At 43.7% G+C, this 26415-nt stretch carries 24 protein-coding genes and 1 pseudogene; 1 reads left to right on the plus strand and 24 read right to left on the minus strand.

Going from position 1 to position 26415, the window contains the following annotated elements; translation table 11 throughout:
• Positions 1–47: 47 nt before the first annotated feature.
• From purB to D8855_RS07290, 21 genes and pseudogenes are all read right to left on the minus strand, one after another.
• The gene (gene purB / locus D8855_RS07185) at positions 48–1346 is read right to left on the minus strand and encodes an adenylosuccinate lyase (protein ID WP_125416731.1); all 1299 of its coding nucleotides are present in this window, start codon (positions 1344–1346) and stop codon (positions 48–50) included.
• A gap of 63 nt (positions 1347–1409) precedes the next feature.
• Positions 1410–1637 (minus strand): hypothetical protein, encoded by a 228-nt coding sequence (locus D8855_RS07190; RefSeq protein ID WP_000614686.1) that lies wholly within the window; start codon positions 1635–1637, stop codon positions 1410–1412.
• Positions 1638–1646: 9 nt separating this feature from the next.
• A complete protein-coding gene (gene purK / locus D8855_RS07195; protein ID WP_125416733.1) occupies positions 1647–2738 on the minus strand; it encodes a 5-(carboxyamino)imidazole ribonucleotide synthase in 1092 nt (363 codons plus the stop codon).
• Positions 2725–3213, minus strand: a complete 489-nt coding sequence (gene purE / locus D8855_RS07200; protein WP_125416735.1) for a 5-(carboxyamino)imidazole ribonucleotide mutase — start codon at positions 3211–3213, stop codon at positions 2725–2727. The genes purK and purE overlap by 14 nt, the downstream gene beginning before the upstream one ends.
• Positions 3214–3404: 191 nt before the next feature.
• Positions 3405–4667 (minus strand): phosphoribosylamine--glycine ligase, encoded by a 1263-nt coding sequence (gene purD / locus D8855_RS07205; protein ID WP_125416737.1) that lies wholly within the window; start codon positions 4665–4667, stop codon positions 3405–3407.
• A gap of 120 nt (positions 4668–4787) precedes the next feature.
• Complete coding sequence (purH, locus tag D8855_RS07210) at positions 4788–6335, minus strand: bifunctional phosphoribosylaminoimidazolecarboxamide formyltransferase/IMP cyclohydrolase (RefSeq protein WP_125416739.1); 1548 nt, start codon at positions 6333–6335, stop codon at positions 4788–4790.
• A gap of 1 nt (position 6336) precedes the next feature.
• Positions 6337–6801, minus strand: coding sequence for a GNAT family N-acetyltransferase (locus tag D8855_RS07215; protein WP_049486706.1), 465 nt, complete (start codon positions 6799–6801; stop codon positions 6337–6339).
• Positions 6802–6845: 44 nt separating this feature from the next.
• The gene (gene purN / locus D8855_RS07220) at positions 6846–7397 is read right to left on the minus strand and encodes a phosphoribosylglycinamide formyltransferase (protein WP_125416741.1); all 552 of its coding nucleotides are present in this window, start codon (positions 7395–7397) and stop codon (positions 6846–6848) included.
• Positions 7394–8413 (minus strand): phosphoribosylformylglycinamidine cyclo-ligase, encoded by a 1020-nt coding sequence (purM, locus tag D8855_RS07225; RefSeq protein ID WP_125416743.1) that lies wholly within the window; start codon positions 8411–8413, stop codon positions 7394–7396. The genes purN and purM overlap by 4 nt, the downstream gene beginning before the upstream one ends.
• Before the next feature lie 199 nt (positions 8414–8612).
• Positions 8613–10055, minus strand: a complete 1443-nt coding sequence (gene purF, locus D8855_RS07230; RefSeq protein ID WP_125416745.1) for an amidophosphoribosyltransferase — start codon at positions 10053–10055, stop codon at positions 8613–8615.
• 18 nt (positions 10056–10073) lie between these two features.
• A complete protein-coding gene (locus D8855_RS07235) occupies positions 10074–11177 on the minus strand; it encodes a hypothetical protein (RefSeq protein WP_049552332.1) in 1104 nt (367 codons plus the stop codon).
• Positions 11178–11230: 53 nt separating this feature from the next.
• Positions 11231–14956 (minus strand): phosphoribosylformylglycinamidine synthase, encoded by a 3726-nt coding sequence (locus tag D8855_RS07240; protein WP_125416747.1) that lies wholly within the window; start codon positions 14954–14956, stop codon positions 11231–11233.
• A gap of 55 nt (positions 14957–15011) precedes the next feature.
• Positions 15012–15080, minus strand: a pseudogene (locus D8855_RS11050) (phosphoribosylaminoimidazolesuccinocarboxamide synthase); the annotation flags it as partial.
• Positions 15081–15156: 76 nt separating this feature from the next.
• On the minus strand, positions 15157–15864 hold the full coding sequence (purC, locus tag D8855_RS07250) for a phosphoribosylaminoimidazolesuccinocarboxamide synthase (RefSeq protein WP_125416749.1): 708 nt from the start codon (positions 15862–15864) through the stop codon (positions 15157–15159).
• A 169-nt stretch (positions 15865–16033) separates the two neighbouring features.
• Positions 16034–17383, minus strand: coding sequence for a competence pheromone export protein ComB (gene comB / locus D8855_RS07255; RefSeq protein ID WP_125416751.1), 1350 nt, complete (start codon positions 17381–17383; stop codon positions 16034–16036).
• Positions 17384–17395: 12 nt separating this feature from the next.
• A complete protein-coding gene (gene comA / locus D8855_RS07260; RefSeq protein WP_125416753.1) occupies positions 17396–19549 on the minus strand; it encodes a peptide cleavage/export ABC transporter ComA in 2154 nt (717 codons plus the stop codon).
• A 356-nt stretch (positions 19550–19905) separates the two neighbouring features.
• Positions 19906–20094, minus strand: a complete 189-nt coding sequence (locus tag D8855_RS10820; RefSeq protein ID WP_061590448.1) for a hypothetical protein — start codon at positions 20092–20094, stop codon at positions 19906–19908.
• Between the two features lie 219 nt (positions 20095–20313).
• Entirely contained in the window at positions 20314–20550 is a 237-nt protein-coding gene (locus tag D8855_RS07275) for an acyl carrier protein (protein ID WP_004269958.1), read from the minus strand.
• A gap of 5 nt (positions 20551–20555) precedes the next feature.
• Positions 20556–21548 carry a phosphate acyltransferase PlsX gene (gene plsX, locus D8855_RS07280; RefSeq protein ID WP_061590449.1) on the minus strand — a complete coding sequence of 331 codons (993 nt, stop codon included), beginning with the start codon at positions 21546–21548 and terminating at the stop codon, positions 20556–20558.
• Positions 21545–22315 (minus strand): DNA repair protein RecO, encoded by a 771-nt coding sequence (recO, locus tag D8855_RS07285; protein WP_125416757.1) that lies wholly within the window; start codon positions 22313–22315, stop codon positions 21545–21547. Before recO ends, plsX begins: the two co-directional genes overlap by 4 nt.
• Positions 22312–23481 (minus strand): pyridoxal phosphate-dependent aminotransferase, encoded by a 1170-nt coding sequence (locus D8855_RS07290; RefSeq protein ID WP_125416759.1) that lies wholly within the window; start codon positions 23479–23481, stop codon positions 22312–22314. Before D8855_RS07290 ends, recO begins: the two co-directional genes overlap by 4 nt.
• 148 nt (positions 23482–23629) lie before the next feature.
• Between D8855_RS07290 and D8855_RS07295 the strand changes: the two genes are divergently transcribed.
• A complete protein-coding gene (locus D8855_RS07295) occupies positions 23630–24640 on the plus strand; it encodes a YeiH family protein (protein WP_125416761.1) in 1011 nt (336 codons plus the stop codon).
• Here the strand turns inward: D8855_RS07295 and D8855_RS10825 are convergent.
• From D8855_RS10825 to D8855_RS07310, 3 genes are all read right to left on the minus strand, one after another.
• The gene (locus D8855_RS10825; RefSeq protein WP_125386780.1) at positions 24637–24828 is read right to left on the minus strand and encodes a hypothetical protein; all 192 of its coding nucleotides are present in this window, start codon (positions 24826–24828) and stop codon (positions 24637–24639) included. The two genes, D8855_RS07295 and D8855_RS10825, sit on opposite strands and share 4 nt — an antisense overlap.
• 39 nt (positions 24829–24867) lie before the next feature.
• A complete protein-coding gene (locus D8855_RS07305; protein WP_125386781.1) occupies positions 24868–25305 on the minus strand; it encodes a CoA-binding protein in 438 nt (145 codons plus the stop codon).
• Between the two features lie 117 nt (positions 25306–25422).
• Positions 25423–26391 carry a ribose-phosphate diphosphokinase gene (locus tag D8855_RS07310; protein WP_033682853.1) on the minus strand — a complete coding sequence of 323 codons (969 nt, stop codon included), beginning with the start codon at positions 26389–26391 and terminating at the stop codon, positions 25423–25425.
• Positions 26392–26415: the final 24 nt, after the last annotated feature.

The following is a 26415-nucleotide window of genomic DNA, read 5'->3' on the forward strand; positions in this document are numbered from 1 at the left end:
CGATAAAAAATAAACAGCGAGATTGAAGCTCGCTGTTTATTTTTTAATTAATCACCCAGTCCAAGACGGTCAAAGATATCGTCCACTCGTTTAGTGTAATAAAGAGGGTTGAAGATTTCATCGATTTCTTCTTGTGTGAGGCGTGATGTTACTTCTGGATCTGCTTCAAGAAGTGGTTTGAAATCTACTTGGTTGTCCCAAGAGTAGGCTGTTTTTGGTTGCACCAAGTCATAGGCTTGCTCACGGGTCATGCCTTTTTCAATCAAGGTCAACATAGCACGTTGGCTGAAGATAAGACCGAAAGTTGAGTTCATGTTGCGGATCATGTTTTCTGGGAAGACTGTCAAGTTTTTGACGATATTTCCAAAACGGTTGAGCATGTAGTCAATCAAAATAGTTGTATCCGGTGTGATGATACGCTCAGCTGATGAGTGAGAGATGTCACGTTCGTGCCAGAGAGCCACGTTCTCATAGGCTGTCACCATATGACCACGGATAACACGCGCAAGACCTGTCATGTTCTCAGAACCGATAGGGTTGCGTTTGTGAGGCATTGCAGATGACCCCTTTTGCCCTTTAGCAAAGAATTCTTCTACTTCGCGTTGTTCTGATTTTTGAAGACCACGGATCTCCGTTGCCATACGTTCGATTGAAGTCGCGATGCTAGCAAGAACTGCAAAGTACTCAGCGTGAAGATCACGAGGAAGCACCTGTGTAGAGATTTCTTGAGCACGGATACCCAGTTTATCGCAGACATATTGCTCAACGAATGGTGGGATGTTGGCAAAGTTCCCAACCGCACCAGAAATCTTACCAGCTTCCACACCAGCAGCCGCATGCTCGAAACGCTCGATGTTGCGCTTCATTTCGCTGTACCAAGTCGCCAATTTCAGACCAAAGGTTGTAGGCTCAGCGTGCACACCGTGGGTACGCCCCATCATGATGGTAAACTTGTGCTCCTTAGCCTTATCAGCGATGATGTTGGTGAAGTTTTCAAGGTCACGACGGATGATGTCGTTGGCCTGCTTGTAAAGATAACCGTAGGCCGTATCCACCACGTCGGTAGAAGTCAAACCATAGTGGACCCACTTACGCTCTTCACCAAGCGTCTCAGAAACTGCACGCGTGAAAGCCACCACATCGTGACGCGTCTCCTGCTCAATCTCCAAAATACGGTCGATGTCAAAGTCCGCTTTTTCACGAATCAAAGCTACATCTTCCTTAGGGATTTCCCCCAACTCAGCCCATGCCTCGTCAGCCAAGATTTCCACCTCAAGCCAAGCACGGTATTTATTTTCTTCACTCCAAATATTCGCCATCTCAGGGCGAGAGTAACGGTCGATCATGTTGTTAATTTTTCCTTTCTTCTTAAACTGCTGGGAATAAGCTATCTAGGTAAAGCAAGATTTCTACTCAAACTCCTCTTTCCCAATAAACACAGATGGATAGTGTAGTAATTCATTGAGATCGGTATCCAATGGTAAATCATAAATTGCTAAATAGTTTTCAGGATATAGAGCAACTAGCTCTTCATATTTAGCCTTTACCTTTTCGTGATCACTACTAGCATACAAGACTTCAACGACTGCTCCAGTCTTATCCTTTTCAATAAATGCATTAACGATAATTTGTATCATAGACTTGTACTAAAAATCAATCCCTTTCCCAAATTCCTCCACCTCATCCGGCGCATCACTAAACAAAGTCACATGCCCCATCTTGCGGTTGTGCTTCGCTTCTATTTTACCATACATGTGGAGGTGGGCGCTTGGATTTTCTGTGACATATTTTTCAGCAGCCTCGACATGCTGGCCGAGGACATTAAACATAACGGCTGGGGCATGCAGTTTGATAGCTGGTAATGGTGCTCCCAGAACGCCCAGAATATGTGTATCAAATTGTGAAAAGTCACAAGCTTCGATAGAGTAGTGCCCAGAGTTGTGTGGTCGTGGGGCAATTTCATTGACAATGATGTCATCAGCGGTCGCAAACATTTCCACGCAAAGCGTTCCAGATAAGTTAAGTTGTTCAGCAATTCGCACAGCCATGGCTTTGGCTTTTTCAGCTAGACTTTCTGAAATGCGAGCTGGCACGATGGTTTTTGACAGGATGTTGTTACGGTGGATATTTTCCTGAACTGGGAAAACCGTCACGTCCTTGCCATTTCCTGACACGATGACAGAAATTTCAAGGTCAAAATTGACAAATTCTTCCAAGACACAATCTGCTGAGTCTGCTAGTTCATAGGCTTCTTCCAAGTCTGCTTCTGAGCGAATGACCTTTTGCCCATGCCCGTCATAGCCACCAGTCGCAGTCTTGAGGACATAGTTTTTGGACAGGTCAATCTCCGCCAAGTCTTGACTAGAATTTACAACCTTGTAAGGAGCCACCGTTACTTGAGCCTTGTTAGAAAGGAAGTCCTTTTCAAAAATCCGGTTTTGGGAGATGCGAAGTAGATCGGTTCCTTGAGGGAGTTGTCCATCCTTGATAACAGCATCCAAACCGTCGGCATCGACATTTTCAAATTCATAAGTGAGAACATCACAGCGGTCCGCCAGCTGACGAAGGGCATCCACATCGTCATAAGGAGCCACGATGATTTCCGCAACGCGAGAGGCCGGGCAATCCGCCGCAGGATCCAGCGCGATAACCTTGTGACCCATATAGATAGCAGAAATGGCCATCATCTGACCCAGTTGACCACCACCGATAATGCCGATTGTTTTAGATGAGCTCATTCGTCGACTCCTCTGCGATTTTTCCTTGTTCTTCTGCAAAATCTGCCAAAGCTGTCGCAATAGCTTGGTCCTCTACTGAGAGGAGACGGAGGGCAAAGAGAGCCGCATTTGTCGCACCAGCTTCACCAATAGCCATTGTCGCCACAGGCACACCGCCCGGCATCTGAACGATAGAATAGAGCGAGTCCACGCCACTAAGGGCACGTGATTTGACGGGCACCCCAATGACTGGAAGGGTTGTTTTAGCTGCGACCATACCTGGCAAATGGGCTGCGCCTCCAGCACCCGCTATGATGACCTTGATACCGCGACTACGTGCTTCCTCCGCATGTTTAAACATGAGGTCTGGTGTACGGTGTGCAGAAACAACTTTCTTTTCGTAGGCTACACCAAAGCGATCTAGGACTTCTGCGGTTTTTTGCATGGTTGCCCAGTCGGATTTTGAGCCCATGATAATGGAAATTACTGATTTCATTTCTTTTCCTTTTTCCTCTTTTTCAACAATCACCTTAAGTTGTGAGGGACGGCAGCAAACCTTCGGTTTCATTACTAAACTTTGAGCCTAAGGTCTCAAAGCTTCCCCGACCAGAACAGAAACTGTTCTGGTCTTTTCACCACGGCGACCATTATCGTATTTGGCGACTTCGTCGCGTTATTCTTATATCTTTACTTAATTGCCTTGCTTCCGATATCAGTTCGGTAAAAGAGGCCTTCTGTGTCTTGTTTGTCAAGTTCTTGGTAGATAGTGTTTTGGGCTTCTTTGACGGTAGCTGCTATGGTGACGAGCATATAGACACGTCCGCCGTTTGATAGCAGCGCTCTGCTATTTTCCGCAAACTTAGCCCCTGCATAGTAGGTGATGATGTCGCCTTCTGTCTTGGCTGACAACTTGACACCTTTTTCATAGTCTAGCGGATAACCGTTGGATGCGACAACCACACCCAGAGTCACACCCTTATCTGTCCAAGTGATATTTGGCTCCTTGCTATCCAGAATATCCGTAATATTTTGTGCAAAGTCAGAGGTAAGACGAGGCAGGATAATCTGGGTTTCAGGATCTCCAAAGCGAGCATTAAACTCGATGACCTTAGGTCCATCAGCTGTCAAGATAAGCCCCGAATAAAGAACTCCCAGATATGGACGCCCTTCTTGGATCATGCCCTCTAGGACTGGCTTGACAATAGTCTCAACCGCTGTATCAACTACACTATGTGGTAAGTGTGGAACTGGCGCATAGGCACCCATACCACCCGTGTTAGGCCCTTTGTCGCCATCATAGGCACGTTTGTGGTCCTGAGCTGTTGGCATGATGTAGAACTTATCACCATTGACAAAGGCAAAGAGTGAAAATTCCTCTCCTTCAAGGAATTCCTCAATAACCACACGCGTACCTGAGTTACCAAATTTATTGTCCAATAGCATCTCGTGAGCTGCTTCGATCGCTTGCTCGACTGTCTCAGCAACAACGACACCTTTCCCAAGCGCCAAGCCATCCGCCTTGACCACGATAGGAGCCCCCTGCTTTTCGATATAGGCCTTAGCTTCCTCGAAATCTGAGAATGTGCCATAGGCTGCTGTCGGAACGCCGTATTTGACCATGATTTCCTTGGCAAAATCCTTGGACCACTCCAGCTCTGCCGCCAATCTTGTCGGACCAAAGGCTTTGAGACCAGCTTGGTTAAAATCATCCACAATACCAGCAGCAAGGGCATCATCTGGACCGATAAAGGTCCAAGCAATATCGTTGGCCTTTGCGAAGTCAATCAATTTAAAATGTTCGGAAATAGAGATATTTACCAATTCCAGACCATCCAGAGTCATCCCATCATTTCCAGGAGCAACAAAAACCTTTTCTACCTCTTTTGACTCAAGCAACTTCTTAGCAATCGCATGTTCACGACCACCCGAACCGACAACAAGCAGTTTCATTCTTCAACCTCTTTTGCGAATTATTTACTAATATTATACCATAATCGTTCGTTTTAATCTTGTTTCACTTAGCATTTTAAGCCAAAAAAGGAAAGAAACTGTTTTCTTTCCTTTATATTCTTAATGTCTAAAATGTCTCACGCCTGTGAAGACCATGGTCAAGCCATATTTATCCGCAGCTTCGATGGATTCCTGATCACGGACCGATCCACCTGGCTGGATGATAGCCTTGATACCTGCTTTGGCGATTTCTCCCACATTATCCGCAAATGGGAAGAAGGCATCCGAAGCAAGGACCGCACCGTCCAGACGGTCTTTAGCTTGGTCAATGGCGATACGGACAGAGGCCACACGATTAGTTTGACCTGGGCCAACGCCAAGTGTCATGTGGTCATTGGTCACGATAATACCGTTTGATTTGACGTACTTGATAGCCTTCCAAGCGAACTCAAGAGCAGTCGCTTCTGTCTCAGTTGGCTGGCGTTTTGTCACCACTTGCCAGTCAGCTGGGCTTTCTTTCACCACATCTTGATTTTGCACCAGAAGTCCACCGACCACACCAGTATATTCAGCTTCCACTTCGCTGGCATCTTGAGCATCAAATGGTAAGGCAAGGATACGCAAGTTTTTCTTTTTGTTGGTCAAAATAGCTATCGCCTCATCCGTATAGCTAGGTGCGATAATAATCTCGAGGAAAACACCATGCATCTTCTCAGCTGTCGCAGCATCCACCTCACGGTTGAGAACAACAATCCCACCAAAGATAGACACTGGGTCAGACTCATAAGCGTAGTCCCAAGCAGTCTCGATGTCATCAGCCTGACCGATTCCACATGGGTTCATGTGTTTGAGAGCCACAACGGTTGGACGGTCTTTAAAATCACGGATGATACGAATGGCCGCATCAGCGTCACGGATATTATTGAATGACAATTCTTTCCCATTGAGCTGTTTGGCTGAAGCAATCGAATAGTCTGTTGGCAAAGCTTTTTGGTAGAAATCCGCGTCCTGTTGAGGGTTCTCACCGTAACGCATGGCTTGCTTGAGGTCATAAGTCAAGGTCAACTTTTCAGGCTTACTTTCACCCACTTGAGCTGTGAAGTATTCTGCAATCAAGGAATCATAAGCCGCTGTGTGACGGAAAACTTTGGCTGCCAAACGTTGACGCGTTTCGTAAGTCGTTTCACCATTTGCTGCCAATTCGTCAAGAACCACAGCATAGTCAACAGGGTCTACTACAACTGTTACGCTAGCGTGGTTCTTCGCTGCTGAACGAAGCATTGATGGGCCACCAATATCGATGTTTTCAACCGCGTCAGCGTAAGTCACATCTGGTTTGAGAATAGTCTCCTTGAATGGATAAAGATTGACCACAACAAGGTCGATCAATTCGATATTATTGTTCTTAGCCGCTTGAAGGTGGCTATCAAGGTCACGACGAGCAAGAAGACCACCGTGGATATTTGGATGAAGGGTCTTGACACGACCGTCCATCATCTCTGGAAAACCAGTCACATCATCAATGGCAATTGTGTCCACCCCGGCATTATCAAGGACAACCTTGGTCCCACCTGTTGAGATGATATCCCAACCAAGTTTTTTAAGTTCTTGGGCAAATTCAACAATGCCCGCTTTGTCTGAGACGCTGATTAAGGCCTTTTTCGTCATTCTATTCCTCTTTCTTTAGATCCAAGCGCATAGCGACTTCGTTATTTCCTTCTATAAATCCTGTTTCCTGAAAACCCAAACTAGTCAACAGGTGCTTCATTTTTTCATTTCCAACCACATAATCTGCGATAATATGATTGCAAGCGATATCCATCTGAGCCTTTTTGATTAGAACTTCCAAGGCTTTTCGACCATAACCTCTTCCTTGGTACTGCTGACCAATCATTATCCGCCAGATAAAGTATTCCGCTTCATCCTTATCTATTTCCAACAGGAGAAAACCAACTACAAGCTCATTCCAATAAATTGCCATTGGAAACACATCCCCATTCTCTCGGTAGAGCCATGCGTCAGCTAAAGAGCGTACATTTGGAGACACGAAACGTGCTCGTTCATCAGCTTCAGATATTTTCAAATCCAGCACTGCCTGAAAACTGCTCTCATCTACTAATTTTATCTCAATCATTTTTTCTCCTAGCAATATTGCACAATCAAAACTTGATTTACTTCTTACCTTCTCTCCACTCCCAAGCTATCCAGCACTTCCGGATACAACTTATACTCCGCTTCATGAATCCGTTCTTCAAAACTGTCGATGGTATCATCAGCTAGCCGTGGTACACGGACTTGTTTGATGACCTTTCCTGTATCCACTCCAGAGTCCACCCAGTGAATGGTCACACCACTCTCAGAGACGCCAGCATTCCAAGCATCCTCAATCCCATGAGCTCCTGGAAATTCTGGCAAGTAAGCTGGATGGATATTGATGATTCGACCTTCATAAGCCGCCAATAAGGTTGGGTCGACGATTTTCATATAACCCGCCAAACAAACCAAGTCAATCTGATGTTCTTCCAAGAGCTCAACAAGGGCTGCTTCATAGTCTGCCTTGCTCTCAAACTCCTTGAGTTCAAAAGCATAGGACAGAACGCCAAGCTTGTCTGACCGCTCGAGCACATAGGCGTCACGATGGTCTGAAAAGACAAACTCTACTGGAAATTGTTCCGCAATCACCTGAAAATTTGAGCCATTACCAGAGGCAAAAACCGCTATTTTTTTCATTTGATGATGACACTTTCGTTTTCTTTCTTGACGATACGACCAATTTCATAGACTGGTTCATCCAACAATTCCTTGACACGACTTACATTTTCAGGGCTAACTGCAAACATAAGTCCCACACCCATATTGAAGATTTCAAACATTTCTTCATGTTTGATCTGACCGTATTTTTCAAGGGCTTTGAAAATTGGAAGCACTGGAACCTTGTCTTCTTCAATCTCAGCTGCCAAGTCAGCTGCAAACATGCGAGGGACATTCTCAATAAAGCCACCGCCTGTGATGTGGGCAATGCCGTTGACCAACCCTTCCTTAATGAGTGGCAAGACAGCCTTGACATAGATACGAGTCGGCTCAAGAAGAACTTCCTTGAGCTGCTTGCCTTCCAATTCTGGAAGGACTTCCTCACCTGTGTAATCCGCAAAGACACGACGGACGAGAGAGTAACCATTGGAATGAATCCCACTTGAAGCAAGTCCGAGAAGAACATCTCCCTCTGCCACTTTTGAACCGTCAATGATTTGAGATTTTTCAGTCACACCGACCGCAAAACCAGCCAAGTCATAGTCATCTTCGCCGTACATGCCAGGCATTTCAGCCGTTTCCCCACCAATGAGGGCAGCACCAGCCTGCACACAGCCTTCTGCAACACCAGCGACTACTTGTTCTAGTTTAGCTGGTTCATTCTTCCCTGTCGCCACATAGTCGAGGAAATAGAGGGGCTCCGCACCCGCAGCAATGATATCATTGACACACATGGCTACACAGTCCTGACCGATGGTATCGTGCTTGTCGTACTTGATAGCCAGCATGAGCTTGGTTCCGACACCGTCAGTTCCTGAAATCAAGACGGGTTCTTTAACCCCAGTCTTTGAAAGGTCAAACATGCCACCAAAGCCACCAAGAGCTCCCATGACACCTGCACGCTCCGTACGAGCCACGTGCTTTTTAATCCGTTCAACAACTTCATAACCCGCTTCAACATCTACACCCGACTGGGCATAAGCATTTTTTGTCATTTATTTATTCCTTTTCTTTGAGAAGATTGCGACGTATTTTTAGATAAACAATTATTTTATCTAAAAATACTAGTCAGGGCTCTAGCTTTGATCCTATAGGACAAAGCGTCTACTGACAAATGCTTTAGCTTTTAGTCAGTAGTGAGACGTGAAGCATAAGCATTTTTATTTTCCTTTTCTTTAATGGAGGATCTATTGTCTATTTGTAAAAACTGGTCTTTTCTTCTAAACTTCTACGATAGTCTTCTTCATAGTCATAGAGAGGTGTTGGGTAGTCACCGTCAAAGTAAGCGACACAAAGACCACCATTCGGCGCATCTGTTTCAATACCAATCGAATCAATCAAACCTTCAATAGAAAGATAGGTCAGACTGTCCGCACCAATGATTTGACGCGTTTCTTCAACCGTATGATTGGCTGCAATCAGCTCCTGACGGGTCTGGATATCAATCCCGTAGAAGCATGGATAAGCTAGCGCTGGACTACCAATAGCAACGTGAACCTCAGTTGCACCCGCTTCTTTCAAGAGCTGAACGATCCGACGAGAGGTTGTTCCACGTACAATAGAATCATCAATCATAACCACACGCTTGCCTTTGACAACACCAGAAACTGCAGACAATTTCATCCGCACCCCTTGCTCCCGCAATTCTTGAGTCGGTTGGATAAAGGTACGTTGGGTGTATTGGTTCTTGATGAGACCCATTTCATTTGGCAAACCGGATTCTTCCGCAAAGCCCATGGCTGCGCTGAGTGAAGAATTGGGCACACCGACTACGATATCCGCCTCGTGCTTGAATTCACGCGCCAATTGGGCACCCATACGTTTGCGAGCCGTATGGACATTGACACCGTGGATATTAGAATCAGGGCGGGCAAAATAGATATACTCCATAGAGCAAATCGCGAGCTGAGTATCATCCGTATAGCTATCATACTGGATTCCCTTGTCATCAATAATCACAATCTCACCTGGCTTCAAATCACGAATCCATTCAGCACCAATAACCTCAAAAGCACAGGTTTCAGATGAAACAACCACCGCTCCGTTGGCCATTTTCCCGATAGAAAGCGGACGGAAACCATTGGGGTCAAGAGCCGCAATCAACTTGTCCTCAAACAGCAAGATATAGGCAAAGCCACCTTTGACAAGGCTGAGCGCTTCTTTGATTTTGCCCATCAAGTTCGGATTGTGACTCCGACGAATGAGGTGAGCCAAGATTTCCGAGTCCGAAGTCGCGCTGAAAATCGCTCCTCTTTGTTCCAGTTCTTTCTTGAGAGAAGCTGCATTGGTCAGATTGCCATTATGAGCCAATCCGAACTGCATATCGTGAAAACGGAAGAGGAAAGGCTGGATATTATCTACAGAAGCTTCGCCAGCAGTCGCGTAACGCACATGCCCAATCGCACCAGTTCCCGTCAATTTATCCAAATTAGCAGGATTTCTGAAGACTTCTGATAAAAGTCCCATGTCACGATGGCGCTTCAATTGCCCCTGATCATTGGAGAGGATTCCTGCCCCCTCCTGACCACGGTGCTGAAGACTATGGAGACCAAAATAGGTCAATTTAGCAGCATCTGGATGTCCCCAGATACCGAAAACACCACATTCTTCATTAAGAGATTTTACTTCGTATGTCATTTTTTATACCTTTTATTTTTACATTATAGCCCACTCTTCTAAAAGAAAATTAGGAATTTCATCTGGCTCGACTCTCTTATAACTATCAACTCCTACACACTGACCCAAATTAGGTTTACCAAACAGTTCTTGACTCAATAGCACAAGCTTCTCATTAGTTCTAATTTTTTCTTTAATTGTCGGGCTAAAGTAATAGTTTTCAGTGTAAGCAAATATTAAATAATTAAGAAAATCCAGTTTCTTCAATCGATCGCTACTATTAAACTGACTTTTTAGAGATTTATATTTCCTATCCCTTTTATGATAAAAAGCTAGCACCATCGTCTTTTCTTTTAACGGTAAGATAGCTAGATGCAACTTCTGAATACGATTATTTTTTGAATGGTTACTCGTATCATTCACTGGATATCCATACATATCTCTAATCAACGTTAATGAGCCTTGAAACGCTATCGGTGTCTTATAGGGGAGCACCTCATGAAAAATAATTTGATATGCTCCTTTAAGATTGTCTTCAATAGCAGTTTTATGGAGTAAAATTTCATTTTGAAAATCTTCAATATCATAATCAAAAGAATTATGAAGATCTTTTATTTTTTGAGATGTATTCTCTAATGTTTTATTAGAAATCTCAGGTATTCTTAAGTATAAAGCTTTCTTAATCGTCTTATCAGACATTATTTTTTCAAAATGATATTTTTCCTCCCTCCTTCTAACTAATTCTAAAAGGAAATTTTTCAATGCAATTTGTGACAACATTTTATCGCTAGGATAAGACGTAAGATTCATTTCATTTTCATATTCCTGAAAATAGAATGAATCACATTTACGACAAATAATTTGTATCGTTCCCGATTTGCTTACTCCCTTATCATTATCTAACAGATCGCTCCCTATTAAATAACCAGCTTGTGTTAACATGCCAGAATCAGAAATTTTTTTTAACGATAACTGTGGAATGGTGTGAGAATTGCAGAAACTTGTAGTATCTTTATCACAAAGTAAACACTTTCTTGGCTTTAAGTCCTCCTTCATTACTCTCATCTCTCTAGATAATAATTTTTTCAATTGAATCTTTTTTTCAATATCAGGTATATCAATTAATTTATTCAAATACTTCACAAACTTTCATTTTACTTCTCAAAACACACCAATCGTTATAGTCAGTTCTAGTCTTATTTCCCAGTAAAATATTTAACAGCTGATGCAAAGAGGTGCTGGTCTTTATTTCCTGGGATGTTTTGGAAGAGACCGTCTTCATAACGTTCTGAGTGTCCCATTTTACCGATGATTTGACCATTCTTGCTAGTAATTCCTTCGATGGCATGGACAGAACCATTCGGATTGAACTTAGAATCCATACTTGGTTTTCCATCAAAGTCAACATATTGGCTGAAGATTTGTCCATTGTCACGGAGTTCAGCGAATTCCTCAGCCGTCACGACAAACTTCCCTTCACCGTGCGAAACAGGAATAGCGTGGATATCGCCCACTTGCACCCCAGTCAACCATGGCGAGTTGGTATTGGCAATCCGGGTTTCCACCATCTTAGCCACGTGTTGGTTGGCATCATTATAGAAGAGGGTTGGGCTCGTACTGCTGGCATCTTCAAAGTTTCCGTATGGAAGAAGACCTGATTTGACCAAAGCCTGGAATCCATTACAGATACCGATAATCAAGCCACCACGAGCGATAAAGCCATCAATCGCTGCACGCACTTTTTCATTGAGCAGAATGTTGACGATAAACTTGGCTGATCCATCTGGTTCGTCCGCAGCTGAGAATCCACCTGCAAAGAAGAGAATGTTAGCCTTGCCGATATTGTCAACCATGGTTTCAACTGACTTGACAATAGCTTCTTCATTCAAGGTCACAAATGGTACCAAGTTGATCTCTGCACCTTCTTTTTCAAATGCCTTAGCTGAGTCATATTCTGAGTTGGTTCCTGGAAAGACTGGGATATAAACCACAGGTTTTTCAACCTTTTCTTTGGCATTAATCACAACATCTGATGCCACAGCTGGTACTTCAGCCAGTTCTTTGGCTTGGGCAAACTCTGTTGGGTAAACTTCTTCCAGTTTTCCTTGGAAGGCATTGTCAAGTTTGTGTCCATCTAACTTCACACCGTTGACAAGAAGTGTAAAGTTGGCTTTCGTTTGACCAATCTTCTCTACTCCAGCGATTTCTTCAGGAGATGTGAAGACAAATCCGCCTAGCTGAGCTGTCAAAGAACTTCCAAGTTCAGGCAAGGTTACCTCTGCACCAATATGATTCCCAAAAGTAGCAAGAGCCAAACTTTCAACCACACCACCATATTTGACAGCTGAAGCAGATGTCACTTTGTGACCAGCTTGGATGTCTTTAAACTGAGCAAAATTAGACTTAATCAAGTCAAAATCAATCTCTGTAGAGAGGGCTTGACCTGGGATGTAGTAGATATTTTCACCAGCAACCTTGAACTCAGGAGAGAGCACATTACGGCTATCTGCCGTCGTCACCCCAAAGGCAACCAAGGTTGGCGGTACTGTCAATTCTTCAAAGGTACCAGACATAGAGTCCTTACCACCGATAGATGGCAAACCAAGCTGAATTTGTGCCTCGATAGAGCCTAGGAGAGCTGCTACTGGCTGACCAAAACGCTCAGCTTGTTTGTCCATGCGCTCGAAATACTCTTGGTAAGAGAAACGAGCCTTAGACCAGTTGGCACCAGCAGCCACCAAACGAGCTGTCGCTTCGATCACCGCATAGGCAGCACCGTGGTATGGAGACCATTCTGCTACATAAGGGTTGAAACCTTGGGCCATAACTGACGCCGTATGAGTCACTCCGTGTTGAACTGGCAATTTCTGAACAGAAGCCTCAGTTGGTGTGAGTTGGTAGCGACCGCCAAGTGGGTGATTGATCGTCGAACGACCAACAGAGCAATCAAAGATGGTCTGCAAACCTTTTTGACTCGCATGGTTGAGGTTAGATAGAACGGTAAGGGTATCTGCTTCCAGTGTTTCTACGCTTGTTGTACGCTCCTCTGGAAGTTTGACGTCCTTGTCCACAACCTTAGCATCGACAACTACGCGCACACCATTGGTATCAAGGAAACGGCGTTCCAAGTCGACAATCGTTTCACCATTCCAGTGCATGACAAGATTTGGTTTTTCAGTCACTGTCGCCACAACAACAGCATCAATATTTTCTTTGTTACATTCTACAACGAAGGCATCTACGTCTTCTGGACGTACCACAACAGCCATCCGTTCTTGAGATTCAGAGATGGCAATTTCAGTACCATTCAATCCTTGGTATTTAAGAGGTACTTTGTTGAGGTCGATTTCAAGACCGTCTGCTAATTCACCGATAGCCACACAGACACCGCCTGCCCCAAAGTCATTAGATTTCTTGATAAGACGAGTGACATTGCCATTACGGAAAAGGCGTTGAATCTTGCGTTCTTCGATAGCATTCCCTTTTTGAACTTCAGCTCCAGCAGTTTCCACAGACTCAACTGTTTGAACCTTAGAAGAACCTGTCGCACCACCGACACCGTCACGTCCAGTCTTACCACCAAGAAGGATAATGACATCACCCGCTTCCGGTTTTTCTCGGACGACGTTGCCCTTAGGAGCCGCACCAACAACAGCACCTAGCTCCATGCGTTTAGCTACAAATCCTGGGTGGAAATACTCGCGAACGTAGGTTGTTGCAAGCCCAATCTGGTTACCATATGAAGAATAACCATGAGCCGCTGTTTTAGAAATAACCTGTTGTGGCAATTTACCAGCACGCGTTTCAGAGATTGGTGCTGTAATATCACCTGCACCCGAGATACGCATGGCTTGGTAGACATATGAGCGACCTGACAACGGATCACGAATGGCTCCACCGATACAAGTTGCCGCCCCACCAAATGGTTCAATCTCAGTTGGGTGATTGTGGGTTTCATTTTTGAACATGAGGAGCCAAGGTTCCTTGATACCATCAACGTCCACTTCGATTTCTACTGAGCAGGCGTTTATTTCATCAGACACTTCCATATCGTCCAAACGTCCATTAGCACGCTCATAACGACCGAAAATAGTCGCCATATCCATCAAGGTTTGTGGTTTTTCAGAACGCCCCAACTCATCACGCATGGCAATATATTTTTCATAGGTTGACTGCAATTGTTTTTGGAATTTAGAAGCTGAAAAGTCGATGTGTTTCAATTCAGTCTCGAAAGTGGTGTGACGGCAGTGGTCAGACCAGTAGGTATCCAACACCTTAAGCTCCGTCTCAGTCGGCACGCGCCCGATTGACTTAAAGTAGTCTTGGATAAAGAGCAAATCATCCACTTCCATTGCCATCCCTTGCTCGGCTTTGTAGCGGGCAAAATCTTCTGCTGTATAGCTTTCAAAGAAAGTCAATTTAGGAATGGTCTTGTCTGACTCTGAAAATTCCTGCTTGGCAATCCCTGTCGTGATGTCCTTGAAACGAGAATCAACTGGATTGAGCAAGTAGTTCTTGACCGCTTCCAACTCAGTCGCATCAATATCTTTATTCACCAAGTAAAGTTGGGCTGTATTAACCGTTACATCACTCGAACTTCCTAGTAAAAGCAAGGCTTCCTGTGAAGAAGCCGCACGCTGGTCAAACTGCCCTGGCAGGCTTTCGATGGCAAAGAAAGCATAGTTAGCAAGATCCGCCTGCACAGCCGCTTCGTCCAAGACGTGGTCTGTCACCTGCTCAGAGAAGATGTGTTTCTCTGCAGGCGCAAACAGGTCCTTAGCCAAGTTAAAGACATCATACACTTGCACAATACGAATACTTTTCAAGCTTGAAATTCCCAAGTTATGCTGGAGTTCTCTAACCAAACTCTCTGATTTGACCTGAAAATCAGCCTTTTTTTCAACAAAAATACGTTTATCCATCAATTCTTATTCCTTTATTTCAGCTCTTGCAATATCCCCAACGACCTTGAGGTTGTTATTTTAGTTCTTGCAACTTTTCCCAAACAATCTCGTAAACGTCTGTTAGTTCTCCCAATCCTCTACGGAGTGAAAAGGTCTGGGGGACCTTTTCAGCCTGAGTCCTTTTAGTTGAGAGACGAAGGTTTTCCGTTGCAAACAGATTATTTCAAACCTTGCAACTTCTCCCAGACAACTTCATAAACGTCTGTTAGCTCTCCCAATCCTCTACGGAAAACATCCTTATCCATGTGGTTGCCATCCGCATCCCACAAACGGCAGTTATCTGGTGAAAACTCGTCTGCCAAGATAATCTTGCCATCCTTGTCAAAACCAAACTCTAGCTTAAAGTCAATCAATTTAAGGCCAATCTCAACAAACCAAGCTTTCAAGAGCTCATTGATACGACGAGTTTCTTCCTTCAAGTAAGCGATTTGCTGGTCATCCGCAATCTGTAGGAATTTCACATGCTCGTCATTGATAAATGGGTCATCCAAATCATCATTTTTGTAGTAAAATTCAACAATCGGAGTCTCAAATGCGATTCCTTCATCTACACCAAAACGTTTTGAAAAGGAACCAGCCGTGTAGTTGCGTAGCACGACTTCCAAAGGAATGATTTCAACCTTTTTATTGAGTTGTTCTGTATCTGAAAGTTTCTCCACAAAGTGAGTCGCCACACCAGCCGCATTTAATTTCTCAAAAATAAAAGATGAAATCTGATTATTCAAAACTCCTTTGCCCGCAATCTGCTCCTTCTTAACACCATTGAAAGCAGTCGCCTGGTCCTTGTAAGTTGAAATAATAAGATTTTCATCCTCAGTTGTATAGATATCTTTAGCTTTTCCCGAATAGATCAATTGTTTTGACATTTTAAAGTTCGCCTTTCGTATTACTTGAGCACATTCTACCATAAAAAACCTAAAATTACAAGAATTTAAACGAATAAATAGCAGATGAACTTCAAAAATTGTAAAGAAAAAACTGCAAGAAGAATCTTTCTCACAGTTTAAAAATCATTTAACTCTAAAAATACGAACATTACTCTTTGTTCAAAAATTGATCCAAATAATAACGAAGATAACTTTTCTTGCCCGTAATCATTTGCAGGCGACCTTCCACCCCATACCGAAGTTTTTCAGCCTGCTCCGAAGTTAGATTAGTCTCCGCCTCAATTTTAAAGAAATTCCCTTTCTCAGTCTTAGTAGCTGTCGCATCTATGCTGGTAATAGTAGAATCTAGGAAAAGTTGATTCTTGGAATCATGAGTCGTCGTATAGCGAACAGAATCACCGACCTTGATTCTTGCTATATCTTTTGAACTTAGATAAGCTGTAAGTTTGGCTTTCCCTTCTTTTTCCAAGGATGGATAGAGTTGGGCTAGTAGGGTACCTTCTGCTACCATGGTAGAAGTACTGGTCTCAGGATTAAGATGAAGCACCCCATCCTCACTCGCCGTAATTTTCCCCTTGTCTAGAAGATTTCCCTGAACCTTCTTGCCTGATGCCACCTCCAAGATTTTCTGGTCTAAAAGAGTCAATTCCTGACCAACCTTAGCCAAGTGTTGGGACTTAAGGGACTCCAATTGACTGCTTAAGCCTGACGCATAGGATTGCTGGGTACCTGAACCTGCATACTGGATACGGTAAGTAGCAAGACTGGATTCTAACTGAGAAAGCTGCGCTTCAACTTGCGCAACTGCTTGTGCCTTAGCTTGCGGATTTTCCTCGCCCTGAGACTTGTAGGACTGGTAGAGAGAGTAGGCTAGATTCTGATTGGCCAAGGAAGCGCCTGTTTCAATAGCTGACTTAGCTGTCTGGTAATCGCGAATTTTAGCCTCTGTTTGGCTGATGAGGTTGCCGATTTCGGCTTGGGTTTGGCTAGCTGCTGCATTCTGAGATGCGATGGTCTCATTTTGTTGCGATGTACTAGCCCTAAGACTAGCCGCTTGGCTGAGGTAGTCGCGAAAGGTGGCTTGGTAGCCAAATTTATCCTCCTCTGGAAAGTGGTTCTCCCCTTCTTGCAGGCTCTTTTGCAAATACTCCAATTGCTTTTTTTGATCCTTGAGCATGTCCAACTGACTGGCATAGGCCTCTGCTTGGATACCCTCTGCCCCTTCCTGATATTGAACCAACAGTTCTCCCTTCTTAACCAGCTTATTTTCTTCCAAATGATTGACAAGAATACGATTGTTGCTAGTTGACTGGATATTTGCAAGGATTCGACTAGGCTCAACAGTCGCTCTAGTGGATAAACTCATCTCCTTCTCTGCAAATGTTGCAAATCCAAGCAAAAACACGAGCAGAAGAGACATGGGTACAATCACCCGACTGGAAAAATTATGGTAACGACGATTATAAAACTCCGCACTTTCTAAAAATTCTGGTTTCATCCTCTCCTCTTTCTAGCTATTCACCAAATGGGCGTAAAAGCCACCCTGTGCAAGCAAATCAGCATGCTTTCCTTCTTCGACAATCTTGCCCTGATCCAAGACAACAACCTTCTCTGTCCGCTCAGCAATGGTCAAGCGGTGAGCAATGAAAATCAAGGTCTTGTCTAAAGCCATAAGATTATCGACAATTCGCTTCTCTGTCAGAATATCCAAACTGCTGGTCGCCTCATCCAAAATCAAGACCGGCGCATCTGTCAAGAGAGCACGCGCCAGAGCGATTCTCTGACGCTGACCACCTGAAATCCCTGCCCCATCCGAAGTCAATTCTGTTTGGTAATTCAGTGGCATGCGCTCAATATCCTCCCGAATCTCTGCTAATTCAACCGCCCGTAAGATATCCTCCTGAGTCGTCCCCTCCTTGGCTCCAAGGAGAAGATTCTCCAAAATCGTTCCGTTAAATACATAGGGCTGTTGAGGCAGATAGTTGATATACTGACGCAGAGCCTTTTTATCAATCTGATTAAGATTGACACCACCCAGACTAATCTCTCCCTGACTTGGGTCGTAAAAATTAACCATCATCTTGGCCAAGGTCGTCTTACCTGACCCTGAAATCCCCACAAAAGCCACCTTAGAGCCTTGAGGAATAGTCAAATTGATATCCGACAAGACGTCTCGACCATAGCCATACTTATAGGAAACCTGCTTGAAAGTCAGCTCTCCCTTCATCAAGCTCAAGTCCTCGACCGTTTTCTTCTCCTCAAACTCAGAAGCTACCAGATAAACCTCATTCAGACGGTTATTGGCAACCTGCGCTGTCTGAAGCTTGGTTTGTAGATTGATGATATTTTCCAAAGGATTGGTAAAGTAAACAAGCAAGGTATTATAGGTAATCAACTGCCCCAAACTCATCTTGCCATCCATGACCAGAACAGCCCCCATCCAGAGAATGCCGACATTGAGCAAGAGATGGGCAACTTTTTTCAGAGCCTTTTGCTGACTCTCTGCTCGACTATAGGTAAAGGATTTTTTCAGATAATCCACAAATTCCTTGTCAATTTTTTGGTAACGCTGACTTTCACTGGTCAAGGACTTGATAGTCTCAATACCGTTGATGTCCTCAATAATAGAAGAAGACAGAACCGCATTGGCTTCCATGGTGTCCCGATTCATCTTTTCAAACGGCTTCATAAAAGCAAAGATAATCACTGTATAGATCGGAAGCGCCAGTAAAGTCATAAAAAAGAGATTGGTATTTTGTGAAAATAAAACAAGGGAAATAATGACGACCGTTGACACGTCCAAGAAAATCGAAAGAATGGTCGAAGCCAGCGCATCGATGATACTGTTAGCATCCGTAAAACGAGACACGATTTCCCCTGTACGACGTGTCGCAAAAAAGGTCATAGGCAGGTGAAAAACATGCTTGATATAGGACAAAATTACATCAATCGACAAGCGTTGCCCCAAAACAAGCAAGAGATACTCCTGAGCATAAGACAAGATCTGCTGGAGGATATAGACGATGACCAAACCAATAGAAATAATCCCCAACGTCGAACGCATCTGATCTGGCACATAGGTATCAATGATAGACTGCAGATAATAAGAACCCACAATATTAATCACGGTTACCAAGAGCGTCGCCAAAACGATATTAGCAATCAAGCCACGCTGCTTCACTAATATAGGGATAAAAGAGAGCAGACCATTCTTTTGATCCTTATGAGGCTTGTAGTCTGGACTAGGTGCCATAAACAGAGTCACTCCTGTCCATTCTTCCGCAAAACGCTCACGTGGCAGTTTGGTCAATTTCACCCCAGGATCTGGATCGGCAATATGAATGCTATCCTTATCCTGCCCAGTCACCACATAGTAGTGGAGTAATTTTCCTTCCTTAAGCACATGAGCAACAAAAGGAAAGGTCAAATCTGGCAAGTCAAAGAGCGTCATATCCGCCTTAATTGCTCGCGTCTCAAAGCCAATCTCCTCTGCCACCTTGACCAAGCCCAAAGCCGTTGTCCCATCCATGGTTGTCTTGGTCAATTCTCGCAAGTGAGCCAAAGAATAATAGCTACCATAGTAGCCAAAAACCATGGCTAATGAAGCTACACCGCAGTCCATCTGATCCACTTGCGGACGATAGTGACGTTTACAAAATTTCATATTCATCTCCTTTTTCCTAATACTCAATGAAAATCAAAGAGCAAACTAGGAAACTAGCCGCAGGTTGCTCAAAACACTGTTTTGAGGTTGTAGATAAGACTGACGAAGTCAGCTCAAAACACTGTTTTGAGGTTGTGGATAGAACTGACGAAGTCAGTAACCATACCTACGGCAAGGCAACGTTGACGTGGTTTGAATTTGATTTTCGAAGAGTATAAACTCATCTGATAACAACTATCTTACCCCAATCCCCAAACAAAAACTGGACTTCCTTCCCAAATGCACCTATCTCCCTCCCAACTGTACTTTTAAGATAAAAAAATAGGTAGAACAAACATTCTACCTAAAATATATATTTATTTCTTTTTCTTCCTAACTTTTTTGTCAATCATATACAAAACGATAATCGAAAATAGCGGTGGTACAATATAACTCTTTTCACTCATTGTCAGCTGAAATCCCAGAGTTGCTAGTATCTTAAAGATGAAAATATTCATCAAAAATAGAAAAACAAATACTAAAAAATATCCTACAACCTTCTTCATTTCTTTTCTTCAACTTTCCTAATTTCTATAACTATTTTATCAAAAATATATGTAAAACTCCAAATAAATACCTCAACTGCACTTTCTTGGCAAAAAAATAGGCAGAACAAGCGCCCTGCCTAAAATATATATTTATAAAGATTAAAATGTAGATAATTGTCAAATAGGATATTTATATACATTCTTAGCAACATGCAACTCCTCTTATCTTGCTTCTTGCTATTCTTTACGTTTGACGACTTCTACCACATCCCCTACACTTTGGAGTTGGTCAATTTCCTCATCGCTGATTTCGATATTAAATTCATCTTCCAGTGTCAAGATAAACTCCATCAAATCAACTGAGTCAGCATCCAAGTCGTCTTTCAGACTCAAGGATTCTGTCACGACAAAGTCTTCTCCCTGTCGCTCTTGGATAATGGTCACAATACGGTCAAAAATTTCTTTTTCTGTCATCTCTTTTATTCTCCTGAAAATTCACGCGCAGTCTTGACAACTACGTCTGTTTCTAACATGGTACGAATCTGGCGAATCGTACTATAAACAGCCTTGGCATCGCTTGAGCCATGAGTCTTGACAACCGGTGCCTTGACACCAAACAAGACTGCTCCACCAACATCTGAGTAGTTGAGCTGTTTTTTCAAACCTCTGAGGCTGTCCTTGAGAAGGAGGGCGCCTAGTTTCGCTCGGAGACCACCACCAGTGATGGAGTTCTTGAGCAAGCCCATGATTCCCATAGCTGTCCCTTCAATGGATTTGAGCACAGCGTTTCCCGTGAAACCATCTGCCACAACAACATCTGCAACGCCATTCATCAAATCACGCGCTTCCACGTTTCCGATAAAGTTTAAACTTTCATCAGCCACCAGTAATTCATAGGTTTCCTTACGAAGCGGGTCGCCCTTACTACTCTCTGTTCCGTTATTGAGCAAGCCAACACGTGGTTGCGCAATTCCACGAACATTTTTAGCATAGAAGGATCCTAGAACCGCGTATTGATGGAGGTGCTGGGCTGTATTTTCCGCATTAGCACCGAGGTCTAGCATGTCAAAACCTTTCCCATCAATAGTCGGCAAGGTTGACATAAGCCCTGGTCGGTCGATATTCTTGATACGACCCACGATGAAAAATCCTGCTGCTAGTAAAGCACCTGTATTTCCTGCGGAAAGAACAGCATCTGCTTCACCCTCTTTGACAGCCTTGGCCGCCAAGACCATACTGGCATTTTTCTTCTTCCGAATAGCTCTCGTAGGTTCATCGTCTGAATCAATCTTCTCATCCGTATGGATAATGCTGACGCGCTCTGTGGCTTTCAGATATTGCTTGATTTTAGCTTCATCTCCGTAGAGTTGAACCTCGATATCTGAAAAGTCAGCTAGGGCTTGATTGACACCCTCAACGATGGCTTGAGGTGCGTAATCGCCCCCCATGGCATCTACTGCGATTTTTTTCATTTATTTTCCTCTTTTAGTAATTGTCCCCAGTCGGATAGGGAATCAATAAATTTCTTTGATTTTAGGTGAATCCCAACGTACTCTTCGTATAGTTGATCCATAAATTGGCGTAGCTCTTGCTTGATTTCAGGCTTAAGCGAAATGGTCTCCAAAGTCTCAAAATCAATGGCTTGAAACTGATTGAGCAGATAGGGGATATTGGGATTGAGATGGCAACGTCTCTCATCCTCATGATAATGCTCTGGACAGAGGCAGGCTCCATATTTGAAAGAAAAATCAAAAGCCTGACCGACCCGATGGCAAAAGACACACTCATTAAAATTGAGGCTAATCCCAAATCGAGTCAAGATTTGAATTTCAAAAATATTGGTCAAAACCTGATAATCCAAGCCAGCTTCCATCAACTCCAAAGTCTTTTGCAAAAAAGCAAACAAGGGAGCATCCTGCTGATTGTCCTGCAAACTAGCATCTGTAAGAGCCGCCACGTAGGTCGCATAGGCCATGACAAAGAGATCACTATTAATCTTGGGAAAGGTCATCACCTCATGGTAGTCCTCGATGTAGCTAAGACCGTCATCATTGATTCGTAAGAGAAACCGTGCCAACACCAAGGGCTGAATAACCGGAGCTAGTTTGGACTGGCCAGCGTGTTTGACGAAAAACATGCGCTTGCCCGCCTGCTCGGTAAAAATTTTGACCAGCTTGTCATCCTCACGAAAGTTACGATTGTAGAGCACCAAGCCTTGACTCGTGATAGACTGAATCATGCTTCTCTCATGTACTCCTCAAGTCGTTTCATGGCTTCTTTGATAGTCTCCATGCTGGCTGCATAAGATAGGCGAACATAACCTTCTCCATAACGCCCAAAGGCCGCACCAGGGATAAAGGCAACAGCCTTCTTCTGAGCAAAATCCTTCAGAAAGGCAAAGGAATCTTGATTGTAGCCCGCTGGAATCTTAGCAAAGATATAGAAGGCACCGTCTGGTTTGATAATCTCAAAACCAAGAGCAGTCATCTTTTCGATGATATAATCTCGACGCTGGATATATTCCTTCTTCATCGGTTCCGCATCATTTTTACCAGCCGTCAAGGCTTCTACCGCAGCATGTTGAGCCATGGTATTTGCAGCAGTGACCAAGTACTGGTGACTCTTAATCAACTGAGCTGTAAAGGCTGTAGGAGCGAAAATCAGTCCCAAACGCCAACCTGTCATGGCATGTGATTTAGATAGACCATTGATAATGATAGCCTGATCTCTCAGCATCGTTCCTAGAGATACATGAGTTTCCCCTGTGTAGGTCAATTCTGAGTAAACCTCATCACAGACAACGAAAATCTCATACTTACGTAAAACAGCTGCCAAGGCTTCCAACTGCTCTCGACTATAGGTAATTCCTGTCGGATTTGCTGGATAGTTAAGAATAACCGCCTTGAGCTTGTCACCTTGCTCCAAAATAGCCTTCTCCAACATCTCAGGAGTCAAGACAAACCCATTTTCAGTTGTGTCAATCTCGACAACCTCTGCCCCAACCAGATTGACAATTGGTTCATAACCCGGATAAGCAGGAGCTGGCAAGAGCACCTTGTCTCCCTCTTCCAAAATAGCTGTCAAAGTAGCAGATAAAGCCTCTGTCGCCCCAATTGTAACCAAGATTTCATTTTCAGGAGCATAGTCCAGTTGATACTTTTCCTTAACAAAGTTACTGGCCGCCTGACGTAAAGTCAGCAGGCCACTCATCCCTGTATAGTAGGATTGGTTCTGATCAATCGCTCGCTTGGCCGCCTCCTTGACATGATTTGGCGTTGTAAAATCAGGTTCCCCCAAGGTCAAACGCAAGACCCCAGGAATCTCCGAAATAGCCTGGTCAAACTGACGAATCAACGAAACTTGAATCTTATCTAACTGTTTATTAAAGCGCTTAGTTAAGTCCATAGATACCTCCCACTTTCAAAACGTATCTCTATTATACTACAAAAGCCCCCCGACCGCAAAAATACATTAGAGAATAGCTTTCCACTTTCTATTTTACTTTTCCTCTTTACAGGTCTATAATGGTAACAGATTCTATTTGGAGGTTTTTATGTCATTTTTATCAAAAAATGGAGCAGGCATCTTGGCCTGCCTTCTCATTTCTATCGTATCTTGGTACTTAGGAGGATTCTTCCCTGTTATTGGTGCGCCCGTTTTTGCGATTTTCATAGGCATGCTTCTCCATCCCTTTCTCTCGTCTTATAAACAACTGGATGCGGGTTTGACCTTTAGTTCCAAGAAATTGCTCCAGTATGCCGTTATCTTGCTTGGTTTTGGTCTCAATATCTCGCAAGTCTTCGCAGTTGGGCAATCTTCACTCCCTGTCATCCTGTCCACCATTTCAATAGCCTTGATTGTTGCCTACCTCTTCCAACGATTCTTTGCAATGGACACAAAACTGGCTACCTTGATTGGAGTAGGTTCTTCCATCTGTGGGGGCTCTGCCATTGCAGCGACAGCGCCCGTTATCCATGCCAAGGAAAAGGAAGTAGCCCAAGCCATCTCCGTTATCTTTTTCTTCAATGTCTTGGCTGCACTTATCTTTCCAACTCTAGGAACCTGGCTTCATCTATCCAATGACGGCTTTGCCCTCTTTGCAGGAACTGCAGTCAACGATACTTCCTCTGTAACCGCTACAGCTAGCGCCTGGGACAGTCTCTACCAGACCAATACCCTCGAATCCGCAACCATTGTCAAACTCACACGTACTCTGGCTATCATCCCCATCACTCTCTTTCTCTCCTACTGGAAAAGTCGTGAACAAAAAAATAAGCAAGGCTTACAACTGAAAAAAGTCTTCCCACTTTTTATCCTTTACTTTATCCTTGTATCGCTCCTAACCACCTTACTGACCTCTCTCGGGGTATCCAGTAGTTTCTTTACCCCTCTCAAACAACTCTCCAAATTTCTCATTATCATGGCCATGAGTGCTATCGGACTCAAAACCAATCTGGTCGCTATGGTCAAATCCAGCGGAATATCCATTGTGCTCGGAGCCATCTGCTGGATTGCCATCATCCTCACCAGTCTTGGTATGCAGACCCTTATCGGCATTTTCTAATCCTCTTCGAAAATCTCTTCAAACCACGTTAACGTCGCCTTGCCGTAGGTATGGTTACTGACTTCGTCAGTTCTATCCACAACCTCAAAACTGTGTTTTGAGCTGACTTCGTCAGTTCTATCTGCAACCTCAAAACTGTGTTTTGAGCAACCTGCGGCTAGTTTCCTAGTTTGCTCTTTGATTTTCATTGAGTATAATAAAAAGGTAGCCCATCAGCTACCTTTTTATTATACTTCCTCAATCAAGCGTGTATGTTCTCTCTTGATGCAACGATTCATCACGATATCATCACATCCACCAGCACGCAAGATTTCTTCCGCTTCTAGACTTTCAAGTCCTAGCTGTGCCCAAAAAATCTTGGCATCAGCCTTGAGAAAATCACGCGCCACATCTGGCAGAAATTCACTGCGACGGTAAACATTGACAATATCTACAGGAAAAGGAATCTCAGCTAGGCTAGCATAAGCCTTTTCACCCAAGATTTCACCACCTGCCGCCTTGGGATTGACTGGGATAATTTTATAACCCCGATCCTGCATTTCCTTTGTCACTCGATTGCTAGTTGTTTCCTCACGGTCTGACAAGCCCACCACAGCAAGGGTTTTACTCGTTGCGAGATACTGACGAATCACGCCATCACTTGGATTGATAAATTCTTGACTCATAGAAATCCTCCTTTTTCATCAGTATAGCACAATTTGAAAAGGCTTGCAGATTTTGGCTACAAAAAAGCTCCTAGCAGTTCACTTCTGCTAGGAGTATGTTTTATTCTAAGCGAAAACTTAAATCTTTTTCTCAATACTGAAAAGTGGAGAAAGTGGGCGTTTTTCATGGATACGTACAATAGCATCCCCTAGGAGATGAGCGATTGAAATTTGCTCAATCTTATCGATCAAACGCTCTTCTGGCAAGTAGATTGTATCCAAAACAACCAATTTCTTAATAGCTGATTTTTGGATATTGTCCATGGCAGGACCAGAAAGAACTGGGTGCGTACAGCTTGCATAGACTTCAACAGCACCAGCTTCCGCAAGAGCATCTGCCGCATGACAAATCGTTCCAGCAGTATCAATCATATCATCAATCAAGATACAAGTCTTGCCTTCGACCTTACCGATGATGTTCATGACTTCACTAGTATTCATCTTATCAACGCTACGACGTTTATCAATAATAGCAATAGATGTTTTCAAAAATTCTGCCAACTTACGGGCACGAGTCACTCCTCCATGGTCTGGGCTGACAACCACATAGTCAGAACCAACCATACCACGACGCTCAAAATAATCCGCAATCAGAGGAGCTCCCATCAAGTGATCCACAGGAATATCAAAGAATCCTTGAATCTGTGCAGCATGCAAGTCGATGGTCAATAAACGATCCACTCCAGCTACTTCAAGCATATTTGCGACAAGTTTTGAAGTGATTGGCTCACGCGCTCTCGCCTTTCTATCCTGACGTGCATACCCATAGTAAGGCATAACAACATTGACAGATTCTGCACTCGCACGCTTCAAAGCATCTACCATAATCAAAATTTCAAGCAGATTGTCATTTACAGGCGAGCTAGTTGATTGTAGGATAAAGACGTGTTTCCCACGGATTGATTCTTCGATATTGACCTGAATCTCTCCATCTGAAAATTGGCGGACACTTGATTTCCCCAACTCTATCCCAATCTCCTGCGCTACACGTTTTGCCAATTCTTGATTAGAAGAAAGGGCAAACAGCTTTAAATCAGAAAAAGACATGATTTCCTCCGGTATATATGTATC

The sequence above is a fragment of the Streptococcus mitis genome (assembly GCF_003942685.1).
Taxonomy (GTDB): domain Bacteria; phylum Bacillota; class Bacilli; order Lactobacillales; family Streptococcaceae; genus Streptococcus; species Streptococcus mitis_CD.